The sequence below is a fragment of the Cobetia crustatorum genome (assembly GCF_000591415.1).
In the GTDB taxonomy this organism is placed as follows: domain Bacteria; phylum Pseudomonadota; class Gammaproteobacteria; order Pseudomonadales; family Halomonadaceae; genus Cobetia; species Cobetia crustatorum.
In genome coordinates, this window is record NZ_JEMF01000025.1 from 99871 (window position 1) to 111029 (window position 11159).

At 55.8% G+C, this 11159-nt stretch carries 13 protein-coding genes; 6 read left to right on the top strand and 7 right to left on the bottom strand.

The genetic code is table 11. The annotated features are described in order from the left end of the window. Positions 1–244: 244 nt before the first annotated feature. Together BF12_RS0107285 and BF12_RS0107290 are read right to left on the bottom strand one after the other, a co-directional pair. Positions 245–577: a hypothetical protein gene (locus BF12_RS0107285; protein WP_024951708.1), complete on the bottom strand. Its 333-nt coding sequence runs from the start codon at positions 575–577 to the stop codon at positions 245–247. Positions 578–685: 108 nt separating this feature from the next. Then, positions 686–1030, bottom strand: coding sequence for a hypothetical protein (locus BF12_RS0107290; protein ID WP_024951709.1), 345 nt, complete (start codon positions 1028–1030; stop codon positions 686–688). Between the two features lie 1226 nt (positions 1031–2256). Between BF12_RS0107290 and BF12_RS0107295 the strand changes: the two genes are divergently transcribed. The 3 genes from BF12_RS0107295 (at position 2257) to brnQ (ending at position 5051) form a co-directional block, all read left to right on the top strand. Further along, a complete protein-coding gene (locus tag BF12_RS0107295) occupies positions 2257–3375 on the top strand; it encodes a DUF1853 family protein (RefSeq protein WP_035159462.1) in 1119 nt (372 codons plus the stop codon). 31 nt (positions 3376–3406) lie between these two features. Further along, a complete protein-coding gene (locus BF12_RS23110; protein ID WP_282705487.1) occupies positions 3407–3538 on the top strand; it encodes a hypothetical protein in 132 nt (43 codons plus the stop codon). 172 nt (positions 3539–3710) lie between these two features. Beyond that, positions 3711–5051, top strand: coding sequence for a branched-chain amino acid transport system II carrier protein (brnQ, locus tag BF12_RS0107305; protein ID WP_024951711.1), 1341 nt, complete (start codon positions 3711–3713; stop codon positions 5049–5051). A gap of 104 nt (positions 5052–5155) precedes the next feature. Here the strand turns inward: brnQ and BF12_RS0107310 are convergent, their stop codons facing one another. Together BF12_RS0107310 and BF12_RS0107315 are read right to left on the bottom strand one after the other, a co-directional pair. Next, a complete protein-coding gene (locus BF12_RS0107310; RefSeq protein WP_024951712.1) occupies positions 5156–5656 on the bottom strand; it encodes a gamma-glutamylcyclotransferase family protein in 501 nt (166 codons plus the stop codon). 45 nt (positions 5657–5701) lie between these two features. Beyond that, positions 5702–6067, bottom strand: coding sequence for a YqcC family protein (locus BF12_RS0107315; protein ID WP_024951713.1), 366 nt, complete (start codon positions 6065–6067; stop codon positions 5702–5704). Between the two features lie 76 nt (positions 6068–6143). Between BF12_RS0107315 and BF12_RS22190 the strand changes: the two genes are divergently transcribed. The 3 genes from BF12_RS22190 to BF12_RS19150 all read left to right on the top strand — a co-directional run bounded on the left by BF12_RS22190 (position 6144) and on the right by BF12_RS19150 (position 8507). Further along, complete coding sequence (locus BF12_RS22190) at positions 6144–6287, top strand: hypothetical protein (protein WP_169734513.1); 144 nt, start codon at positions 6144–6146, stop codon at positions 6285–6287. A gap of 44 nt (positions 6288–6331) precedes the next feature. Then, positions 6332–8131 carry a monovalent cation:proton antiporter family protein gene (locus BF12_RS19145; RefSeq protein WP_051510806.1) on the top strand — a complete coding sequence of 600 codons (1800 nt, stop codon included), beginning with the start codon at positions 6332–6334 and terminating at the stop codon, positions 8129–8131. Between the two features lie 136 nt (positions 8132–8267). Next, complete coding sequence (locus BF12_RS19150) at positions 8268–8507, top strand: late competence development ComFB family protein (protein WP_035159419.1); 240 nt, start codon at positions 8268–8270, stop codon at positions 8505–8507. A 125-nt stretch (positions 8508–8632) separates the two neighbouring features. Here BF12_RS19150 and BF12_RS0107330 read toward each other — a convergent pair whose 3' ends face one another. From BF12_RS0107330 to BF12_RS0107340, 3 genes are all read right to left on the bottom strand, one after another. Further along, positions 8633–9397: an amino acid ABC transporter ATP-binding protein gene (locus BF12_RS0107330; protein ID WP_024951715.1), complete on the bottom strand. Its 765-nt coding sequence runs from the start codon at positions 9395–9397 to the stop codon at positions 8633–8635. Further along, on the bottom strand, positions 9394–10068 hold the full coding sequence (locus BF12_RS0107335) for an amino acid ABC transporter permease (RefSeq protein WP_024951716.1): 675 nt from the start codon (positions 10066–10068) through the stop codon (positions 9394–9396). The genes BF12_RS0107330 and BF12_RS0107335 overlap by 4 nt, the downstream gene beginning before the upstream one ends. A 240-nt stretch (positions 10069–10308) precedes the next feature. Beyond that, on the bottom strand, positions 10309–11016 hold the full coding sequence (locus tag BF12_RS0107340; protein ID WP_246116424.1) for an amino acid ABC transporter substrate-binding protein: 708 nt from the start codon (positions 11014–11016) through the stop codon (positions 10309–10311). Positions 11017–11159 lie beyond the last annotated feature (143 nt).

The following is an 11159-nucleotide window of genomic DNA, read 5'->3' on the forward strand; positions in this document are numbered from 1 at the left end:
CATATGATTTCGTTTAAAATACGTGAGCCATGATGCCATTTAAATCAATCACTTACTAGAGACTGAGTAACATTTATCATCACTACACGCGAAAATCGTTATTTACTCAACAGCTATCATATAATCATTTCCACTGGTCATATTGGCTCTAAAAAGATACCCAGCATTCACCATGACAATGGTAATCGGTATAACAATAAGCATCATGTCACATGATATTTATTTAGATTAGTCAATCAACAAATTAGACACTTGTTTCAAGTGCATGCTGTACGCGAGTAGCAGAGACACTCTTGCCGGCATCATTAGTGAAACTCTGGACATCAGATACTCGCTGGCGGCGCTCGCCCTTGATCATGTCAGTACTCAACAATTGCTCAACACGACCTGCGGCAACGCTCATGCCGGTATCAGCAAAGGTGGCCTGTTGGGTGGCAGCAACTTGCACCTGTCCATTGATGGTTTGCTCGCTCAGCGTGGAGCGCACCTGGGCATCGGCAACGCTATCAGCGGCAGCAATACCCGTGGTGGCGATGGAAAGTGCGGCGGTAGCAATCAAGGTATTGATGAGTTTCATGAGATATCTCCGGGAAAATTAGGTCTTGCAGCTTTTCATAAGCCAAGCATTTACACGCTCAGCATTCGGCGAGAACGGTCGCGCAGTGCGCATATCGCGCTTCTGCCATCAGGCGTTGTCGTTTAAAGCGTGTTCAAAGCGAGTGGCGGCAACGCTCTTGCCCTTGTCATTATCCAAGACCTGAGAAGTGGACACGCTACCCATTCGCTCACCTTTGATCATGTCTGCATTCAGGGACTGCTCAACACGACTCGCAGCGATGCTCATGCCAGTGCCAGCAAAGGCTGTTTGCTGAGTGGTGGCAGACTGATGAGCCTGACCAACGATCTGCTGGCTACTCAATGACTCCTGGACACGCTGTGCAACGGGGCTGTCATCGGCGGCCAGTGCAGAGGTACTTGCGGTAGCGAGAATGACGGTGGCGAACAATGCTGTGAGAGAAATGTTTTTCATGAGAAGACTCCTGGTCCCTTGATGCGGATGTTTTCCGCTAATAGTGAGCGCCTGGAGTGAAGGTCGACTACTGCTGACCCCTGTCCGGGTCAAGTCCTTCAAGCCATGGCGGCCTTGCTGTGCCTTAATGATTAACAGACTAATATTTATGACGCTTTCTAACTAGCCCTTTTACAGAAAGCCCACTGTTTCCAAAACAGAAACGCGCTGACACATCGCACTCCAGCCACCTTGTGTTTTCTTGATGCATCGGCCGACCCTGAAACACAACTCCAATAACACTTACATACAATTTTCGTACAATATTTACAGCGAAAAAATTCCTGCTCCTTGCTGCCAAATATCGTGCGGCACCCTCTTTTCAGACTATCGACTTTCGGTGTAAATCAACACACTTACATACACCCTTGGTCGAACATGATTCGTACAGCAGGGCGTGCCTTCATGTGCTGATGAGTAATACGCCACGTCGTCACAACTGGATGCTAGAAAATCGAAAAAATGCGTATTTTTCTTTCACCTTCACTCAAAGCCCAGTATTCATGCACTCTTCAGGGAAAATATTGTGCTCATAGAGCGAGATTCATGAAATCACTCTGGCTCTCGGGAGTACGTTTTACGCGTGCTAGCCTTACCAGAACATGACATTTCCTCAAAAGCACAGGAGATGATGTCATTGCCAAGGTGATGCACAGGTGAACAGGAAATTTTCTGCTGCCAAGCTCATTCACGCAGAGCACACACGGCGACGTCGATGGAACTGCGAAAAACAGGTAGACACACCTCTATTCAGCAACTGAATTGGTTCTGAAAAAGAATCAATAATGCGCCATTGCGCGCTATCAAACTGCTTGGCGAGCAACATTAAATGCGTTAAAGGTAATGTTTTGAATGGCTTGATTGATGCAGATCAAGTTTAGGGCTTTGCAACCCGCCTCTTCGATGGGTATCCGAGGTGCTCAAGCGTTGAGTGATGACATCTAAAGGCAGCTGCCGTGAGCCATATTCCTCACCAGTCCCCCTGAGATACACTGAGCAACATGCCCATTCTCCCCTCAGATAGTACAAGGGAAGCGCTTGAGAGCGCTGTTGACCGTCCCCTTGCTCAACAAGCCTCTGAGACCCAAGTCTCAGCTGATCAGGGCCATGCCTCTCACTCCCCACCTGGCTCGTCCACGTCCTCTGTTGCTGAGTGGCTGGCCTCCCCTGGTGCTGCGACCGATGACTTGCGAGCGTCGAGCGCGCTTTATCACCATCCGCTAGTCAGAGATATTGCCTGGCTACTGAGTACACCGGACCTGCTGCATATCTCTGCCTATCCACGCCCGTCCTTGTCGAGTCTCGGACTGGCAGATAGCGACGTGCGTCATCGCTGGCTGAGTGAGCTTGAACAGCAGCCGCAGATACTTGAAGGCGCCATTGATGAGCACCGCCACTATCGACTGGGCCGCTATCATGAGCTGCTGTGGCAGTTTGTCCTGAAGCACGCTCCCGACAGCCGGCTCCTGATCAGTAACCTGGTGATAAAGGACGCCAAAATTACGCTGGGTGAGCTAGACCTGATCTACCAGACCAGCAGCGAGCGCGCGCCGACCCACCTGGAGGTCGCAATCAAGTTCTATCTCGGACTGCCAGAAGGCCCCGGAGCGGTAAATAGCCCAGCACGCTGGATAGGACCCGGTGGCGCTGACAGCCTGGCCATCAAGTATCAGCGCAGCCTGTATCATCAACTGCCGCTGGCCCACACTCCCAAAGGACTGCACACTTTGAGGGCGGCACTTGATAAGATCGAACGTGATGAGACGGGACTTGAGAAAGTCGAGCCTGAAGTACCTCTTCAGCAACAGCTGGCACTCCCTGGGTGTCTCTTTCGCCCCTGGCAGCCAGAGACGACACTGGCAGATCACCTCCCGCCTCCCGCTGGCTGTCATCCTGATACTGCGATGCAGGCAGGCTGGTGGGTACGCTTGAGCGACTTCCCTGCTTTTTGTGCTGCACTGAGCAAGACCAGCACAGATGAGGCTGTCCGCGAGCAGCAGTGTCTGCAAGGTATCGTGCGAGAAAAGCCTGCCTGGCTAGCGCCGCCACTGAAAGAGGATCTTGTTCCGTGGCACGCACTGGGTGATTGGCTGCATCAATATTTTTGTGTGAGTGAGCAGCACACCTCACGACCACCGCACCCTCGCCAGCTATGGCTCGAGCTGACGCCGGAAATCTCATCGGCCACCTCACACTCTGTCATTCCCTCTGCCACCACTCATGTCAGCCATCAATGGCGCGTATTTGTCGTCCCCGACGACTGGCCAAATCAAGTGCCATTGCCCCCTGTAAGCAAAGGGCGCTAGCAGTAGCGATGAGGGTGGACCGCCAATACTGATGGCCATTGCTGACACGTACTACGTACTTCACCGCAACACCACGGCTAGCGGTACGCACTTTGTCTTGCCACGTGAAATCAACGATAATGCGCCGCGTCTGATCACGGCCTCGACATCCGTCGCCGCATGATCTCGCCATATGACCCGCGTGCAACACCACCCCATTGCTCTCGGGCTTGCTGGTGACCCACCCTTGTCGCTGGCCAACGGCTTCTCGGCATACTGTCGTTTTACCGGCACACTGCTGGCCTCACGACATCTTGTATGCCGCAACGCATCCGCTGAATCCGCAGGACTTCATCTTGAAAACTCGACTTTCCAGCCTCGACATTGTGGCGCTGGGCTTCATGACCTTTGCCCTCTTTCTTGGTGCAGGCAACATCATCTTCCCGCCTCAGGTGGGCCAAGGTGCTGGTGCTGAATTCTGGCCGGCGGCACTCGGCTTTCTTGCCACTGGTGTTGGCATGCCACTGGCCGGTATCGTCGCGGTTGCCGTGATTGGTGGTGGGCTCGACAAGATCACCTCGCCGCTCCCCAAATGGGCAGCTGCAGCTTTTGGCGTGGCCATCTATCTTTCCATCGGACCGATGTTTGCCATTCCGCGCACCGGCACCGTCGCGTTTGAAATGGGTATGCGCCCGTTCATCAACATGACGCCGCAGAGCGGTCTGGCACTGCATTCAGTACTTTTCTTCGGTATCGCGACACTGATTGCGCTGAGCCCAGGCAAGCTGATGGATGTCGTCGGCAAGTGGCTGACGCCGCTATTGATCGCGCTGCTGGCATTGATTGCCACCTTCACGATCATCAATCCGCAGGGGCCATTGGGCCCTGTCAGCCCTGAGTGGGCCGAGTCTCCCTTCATGACCGGTTTCCAGCAGGGCTATCTGACCATGGATGCGTTGGCCTCAATGGTGTTCGGCATCCTGATCGTCTCGGCCATCAAGGCACGCGGCGTGACCGCTACCGCTGACGTGACCCGCTATACGCTATGGGCGGGCGCCATTGCTGCCATCTGTCTGGCAGCAGTCTATCTGCCGCTGACCTACATGGGTGCCACTAGTCACGCGCTGGTGACGGAAGCAGGCAAGGGTGAGCTGATCCCGGTGTATGTCGAGGCATTGTTTGGTGATGCTGGCAAATTGATTCTTGCGCTCGTGATCACGCTGGCCTGCCTCACGACTGCCGTTGGCCTCTTGACCTCTTGTGGCGAGTTTTTCAATCGTCTACTGCCCGCGGTGCCCTATCGTGCCCTGGTCGTGGTGATGGCCATCGCCTCAGCGCTGATCGCCAATCTTGGGCTCGCAGCACTGATCAGCATCTCGATTCCGGTACTGGTGACGCTCTACCCACTGGTGCTGGTGCTGACGCTACTGTCTTACCTGCGTCCACATTTACATGATGCACCACGCGTGTTCACCTGGAGCCTGGGCCTAACCCTGCTGGTCAGCCTGCTGGATGGCTTTGAAGCCAGCGGTATCGATACCTTGATGGCAATCTCGCATAGGATCGAGCCGCTGTTGCCACTGGCCTCCATGAATCTTGGCTGGCTGGCACCGGCACTGATGGGCCTGATCATCGGTTTGCTGACCAGTCGTCGTGAACAGTCAAACCTGGACCCGGAGCTGATTCGCAACAGCTGATCACTTGGACCCAAGTCTGCATCCGAGCGTAAAAAAGCCCACCCTTCATCATGAGGGGTGGGCTTTTTCATGGTGCCAATCGCGTTATGACGCTGGAATATAGTCTACCGAGGCGTCGTGCGCGATAACCCTAGCTGGGCTAACGTCGCGTCATCCAGCGAGTGCTCAGCCTCCACCGCCGCCAAGCGTGAAAAATATGCCTGTGACAGTAGACCTTGCCCACCCAACAAGTGATCAAGGTATTCGCGAGCCGGCTTGAGACCTTCAGTCGTTCGCTCAGGCAATGCCACATAGACCCACGCCTCAATCACGCCCTCATGGGTCTCGATTGGATGTAGATAGCGCTCATATTCGTGCGGCCGACCCTCAAAGGGGTCCATCAGTTCAATCTGCTCTGGCGTCGCAAGTTCATAGAGGACGCCTTCGACACGTGAGTCACCGGCAGGCTGCACATTGGCATGCGCAATACCTGCCACTTTTGACGCCTTGTCAAACGCCAGCCGATGACCTTCCAGCCACCCCAGTAGCGCCCGCCGCGTATCTCCAATGCGCGCTGAAACCCGCTCCGCATTCATGTTGCTACCGTAGGCGAAGTAGTAGGCCATGTAGACTTCTCCAGTGCTTAGTGCTTAGTGCTTAGTGCTCAGTGCTCAGTGCTCAGTGATCAGCGTATCGATCTCACGAATCACTTCGGTGACTGCAACGCGACGCTCAGGGCGCGCATCCTTCAACCAGGCTTCAATAGCCGGAGCTATCTCACACTTGGCCGGGAAGGTGCCGCGCGCATCGATCAGCGCAGACAGTCGAGAGATGAACACGAAACGTAACCATTGCCCCATGTCCATACGATCGACACTAAACGGCTCCACACTCATGAAAGCTTCCGGTGGCGGTGTTTCCATGCGCCACAGATCCGCCGCCTTCATGGTCGCTTCTAGACGTACCAGCAGATCCCGTAGTTCGTCATAGGGATTGCCGGCCATCTCACCATCTCTCGGTTGCTCTGTCGGGTTCATGCGATCTCCGTCAATTCATGCGTGGTGCGTTCACGTTATTATCTCGTTGATGCTTGTGGAAGGCCAGGAGGGCCGGATGGCAGATACCGTATTCAATGATGTGATGATACTGCTCGGCGCCTCAGTCGTGGCGGCGGCGCTATTCCGACGACTGAATCTGCCTCCAGTACTGGCCTATCTAGCCGTCGGCTTTCTCGTCGGGCCACATTTGGCAGGTTGATAGGTCGTCCGGAAGAACTCGCCTTTCTATCGGAGTTTGGACTGGTGTTTCTGTTGTTCTCACTCGGGCTCGAGTTCTCGGTACCGCGCATGCGCGCGCTCAAGACAACGGTCTTCGGACTCGGTGCCTGTCAGGTCATCGTGTGTAGCGGGCTATTCTGGGCACTGGGCTACGCGCTCGGGCTTTCACCAGTGGCAGCTCTTGTCACCGCGGGAGCGCTGGGCCTCTCCTCCACTGCCATCGTGACGCGTGAACTGGCACGCTGGAATGAGCTGGATAGCCCGCACGGCCATGCCGCCGTCGGCGTGCTGCTATTCCAGGATCTCGCCGCGCTACTATTCCTTATCCTGATTCCGGCCATGGCGGGAGATGGAAGCCATCTGCTCAGCGAGCTCGGCATCATGCTTGCCAAGGGTATCGGGTTGGTCATCGTGATGTTGGCGATTGGCAAATGGATACTGCCGCTGGTCTTCCAGGAAATATCACGCTCACGCTCTGAAGAACTGTTCGTGCTTACCGCCCTGTTGGTGGCGCTATTCTCCGCCTGGCTGACCCATAGCCTGCATCTATCAATGGCGCTGGGGGCCTTCCTGGCGGGCATGATGCTCGGTGAAAGCCATTTCCGGCATCAAATCGAAGCCGATATTCGGCCCTTCCGCGACATCTTGCTGGGCCTGTTCTTCGTCTCGGTTGGCATGCTGCTGGACCCACAAGTGCTGCTGGCCCAGTGGGACTGGGTGGTCATCGGCGTAGCATGTCTGCTGGCAGCCAAGGCGCTGTTGATCACGGGCCTGGCAAAACTTTCCGGTCGGCCACTGGATTCCTCCCTGCGCACTGGACTTGTACTGGCACAGGGCGGCGAATTTGGCTTCGCGTTATTGGCACTGGCCAGCCAGCAACAATTGATGGAGACCGATACCATCGGGCTGGTGGTGGCCATCATCATTGGTTCTCTGGTGGTCACTCCCTCACTGATTCGCCACAACCATTACCTGACTCAACGACTGTGTCGCTCGCGCACTCCCACACAGGAAAACCCGCATACCACGGCAGAGCTAAGTGCGGCCACGGCGCCCATGAGCGGCCATGTCATCGTGTGTGGCTTCGGGCGGGTCGGTCAGACGGTTGGCCGCTTTCTGACACAGGAGAAAATAGAGTGGATCGCCATCGATACCGACCCCATCCGTGTGCATGAGGCCGCCAGCGCAGGCGAGCCGGTCGTGTTCGGTGATGCCCAGCGCCAGGATATTCTGCGCGCACTCGGTATCGAGCGCGCGCGTCAGGTCGTGATTACAGTCAACCAACTCTCGCATGCCCTGGCCATTCTGCACGCCATTCAGCCGCTGGAACTGGAAAAGCTGAAGGTACTGGTGCGTACACAGGATGATGCGGACCTTGAGACCTACAAGGCGGCTGGCGCGACCGAAGTCATTCCCGAGGTACTGGAAGGCTCACTGATGCTGGTATCACATGTGTTGGTCAATCTCGAGGTCCCCTTCCGTCGCGTCGCGCGCTCGATCCAGAGTGCTCGTGAAGCGCGCTACAGCATGCTGCATGGCTACTTTCACGGTCAGCAGTCCCAGTTGATCGACAAGCGCGGCAACCCTCTGTTAAGGCGTCACCCGTTGACCCTGACCGCCAATGCCTGGGCTTGTGAGCGCCGGCTCGATGAAATCATTCTGCCGGAGCATTGCGGCATTCTTATCGCGCGCGTAGTACGTGCCAACGGTGAATGTATTGAGGATCCCACCGGTGCACTACTGCTGGCGTGTGGCGACACGCTGGTATTATCCGGTTTGGCTGATCATATTGAAGAGGCGGAAGCGCGGCTGCTGTCTGGTTGACGCCACCCATGAGAGGAGGCCACTCGCAGCAAGCCATGGCATTGCTTATCACGCAGGGGGATTTCTCATGCACGGACAGCACGCAACTCATCAAGAGCCCTCGTGGCACACGACCACAGCAGGCGTTCACAATTACATGGAGCAACTCGTGCTTGATCGACTGCGACTGCACCCCGAGGCCATCGGCATGGATGGCGACAGCCGCGAGGACGTGGCCTGCATCGCGCTCAATCAGCTGGCACCGCGCTATATCCGCCACGATGTCGATATGGCCTTCTACATGGCACCTGCCGAACAGGAGCTGCTGGAAGAACGCGTCACACTAGCGCTGGAGGATGCCTTTGCCAAGGTGCGCTCCATGCCTCGCCGCAGCTAGCCGTCGACAATGCATGGCACTTCGACACCGCGCAATGATATATGCCTGTGAAAAAGCAGCCGCCCCGGTGAAAGCCAGGGCGGCTGCTTTTTCAGTACATCTCTACACTCACTTCAAATGAGCCGTTATATGCCCGCAGCGCACTGCGGCGGCACTTCATTGAGCACCTTGCGCAGGAAGGCACGCGTGCGGTCATCCTTCGGCGCACTGAACAGCTGACTGGGTGGCCCCTGTTCAACGATGCGCCCGCCTTCCATGAAGATGACTCGGTCTGCCACATCACGCGCAAACTGCATCTCATGCGTGACCACGATCATGGTCTGACGCTCGACAGCGAGCTGCTTCATCAGCTCCAGCACTTCGTCGACCCATTCCGGGTCCAGCGCTGACGTCGGCTCATCAAACAGAATCACCTCAGCCTGAGCTGCCATCGCACGACCAATGCCGATACGTTGCTGCTGTCCGCCAGATAGCGCCGCCGGATAGGCATCCGCCTTCTCGCTCATGCCGATACGCTCGAGAATCTCACGTGCGCGTTGATGCGCCTTGGCCTTCGGCCAGCCATTGACGACAATCAGCCCTTCAGCAATGTTCTCAAGCGCGGTCTTGTTGGCAAACAGTGCATAGTTCTGGAACACGAATGCACTGTTGCGGCGCAATGCGAGAATTTCGGCGCGCGATGCACGTGTGGCATCAACCCTCACGTCGCCAATCTGGACCTCACCACCATCAGGCTGCTCAAGAAAATTGATGCAGCGTAGCAGCGTGGATTTCCCGGTACCGGACGGGCCGATGACGACGATGATCTCGCCCTGCTCCACTTCAAGAGTGATGCCGTCGAGTACCGCGTTACCGTCAAATTTCTTGACCAGTTTTCTGACTGCAATCATCGCTGATAGGCCCTGTTGAGACGTTTCTCCATCCAGCGCTGCACGAATGACAGCCCTTCCACCATCACCCAGTAGACGATAGCGACCATGATGAAGGATTCAAAATACAGAAAGCTGCTGGCGGCTTCCTTTTGAGTCGCCCCCATCAGTTCCGTCACACCTAGCGTAAACGCAAGCGAGGTGGATTTGATCATATCCACGAAGTAGTTCATCAGCGTCGGCGCTGCGACGCGTGCAGCCTGTGGCAGCACGATACGGCGCATCAATTGCAGGTTGGTCATGCCAATCGATAATGCTGCTTCGGTCTGACTACGATCCACCCCGACAATAGCGGCGCGAATCGACTCGGCCATGTACGCGGAGAAATGCAGCGTCAAACCAAGAATCGTCGCGGTGACACCATCAATCTGAGTCAGAAATGACATGACCTGCGGCAGGCCGTAATAAAACAGAAACAGCTGCACCAGCAACGGCGTACCGCGGAAGAAGGAAATGAACACGATGGTCAGCGCATTGAGCACCGGCACCTTGAGCACCCGTACCACTGCCAGCAAGGATGCAAGAATCAGCGCGGCAATCATGCCGATGCTCGCCATCTTGAGCGTCAGGGGCAGATATTTGAGCATGACCGGCAACAGACCGAGCATGTAGTCAATATTGAGAGTATCCATTCGTTATCCGGACGGGCTGGGGATATGAAGGCGAGACACCAAGGCCTCAGCGTGACAAAGGAGGCAAGCATGAAGGGCCGCAGCCCATGATGGCAATGCCTGACGCTGCCAATGCCCTTGCGACGTCTCATTGGCATATCACGCATACCTGAGAGAGGTCGTTCATGCTCCATGACGACAACGGGGTGACGGCGCGTTGCCGTCACCCCGCTTGCCTTGCATCACTGCTTCAGACTGCTCTTACGGTGTGGTGATGTCACTACCGAACCACTTCTCGGAAATCTCGCTCAGACGACCATTGTCTTTCAGTTCGGTCAGGGCAGCATCGACCTTGTCACGCTGTGCCTTGGCTGCATCGTCATTACGAAACGGCAGTGCATTCTCGATCTTGGAGAACGGCTGACCCGCAAGTTCGAGCGGCAACGGGGTCTTCTGAATGACCTGGCTGGCGCTCACGCGGTCCATCACGAAGGCATCCACACGACCCAAGGCAGTGTCCTGCTCAAGATTGGACTCATAGGTCTTGATAGTGATCTCGTCAGCATACGGCAGCGCATTGAGCAGCGACTCGTAGTTGGAGCCCAGATTGACCGCGACGCTATGGCCCTTGAGTGATTCAACGCCGGTAATCTCATCGTTTCCGCGACGCTTGACCACCTGAGCACCGTCATAGACGTACGGCTGCGTGAAGGCGAACTTGGCCTTGCGCGCATCGGTGATGGTGATCTGATTGGCCACGGTATCGATACGGCCGGCTTCCAGCGCACCGATCAGGCCCGAGAAACTCATGGTGACGAATTCAACATCATCACCCGTAATCTCACCGACGGCGTTGAGCACGTCGACCTCAAAACCTTGTAATTTATCCTGCTTGACGAAGGTAAACGGGAAATAGCCGCCCGACATACCAACCTTCAAGGTATCCGCCTGCGCACTCAGGCTACCCATGGCAGCGGCACTCAAGGTGGCGGCCAATACGGCGCCCTTGAAAACAGAGGGAGAAAAGACGGCTGCAAACGAACGTGAATGACTCATCGGGATTCCTCGATAATCGCAAGGTTAGGCAGGAAGGTGTCGCTTTCGGCAGACTC

Bases quoted from the DNA above. Each gene is read 5' to 3' on its own strand.
- BF12_RS0107285 (WP_024951708.1), bottom strand. From the start codon at position 577: ATGAAACTCATCAATACCTTGATTGCTACCGCCGCACTTTCCATCGCC.
- BF12_RS0107290 (WP_024951709.1), bottom strand. From the start codon at position 1,030: ATGAAAAACATTTCTCTCACAGCATTGTTCGCCACCGTCATTCTCGCT.
- BF12_RS23110 (WP_282705487.1), top strand. From the start codon at position 3,407: ATGGCCATTGCTGACACGTACTACGTACTTCACCGCAACACCACGGCT.
- BF12_RS0107310 (WP_024951712.1), bottom strand. From the start codon at position 5,656: ATGGCCTACTACTTCGCCTACGGTAGCAACATGAATGCGGAGCGGGTT.
- BF12_RS0107315 (WP_024951713.1), bottom strand. From the start codon at position 6,067: ATGAACCCGACAGAGCAACCGAGAGATGGTGAGATGGCCGGCAATCCC.
- BF12_RS22190 (WP_169734513.1), top strand. From the start codon at position 6,144: ATGGCAGATACCGTATTCAATGATGTGATGATACTGCTCGGCGCCTCA.
- BF12_RS19150 (WP_035159419.1), top strand. From the start codon at position 8,268: ATGGAGCAACTCGTGCTTGATCGACTGCGACTGCACCCCGAGGCCATC.
- BF12_RS0107330 (WP_024951715.1), bottom strand. From the start codon at position 9,397: ATGATTGCAGTCAGAAAACTGGTCAAGAAATTTGACGGTAACGCGGTA.
- BF12_RS0107335 (WP_024951716.1), bottom strand. From the start codon at position 10,068: ATGGATACTCTCAATATTGACTACATGCTCGGTCTGTTGCCGGTCATG.
- BF12_RS0107340 (WP_246116424.1), bottom strand. From the start codon at position 11,016: ATGGGTAGCCTGAGTGCGCAGGCGGATACCTTGAAGGTTGGTATGTCG.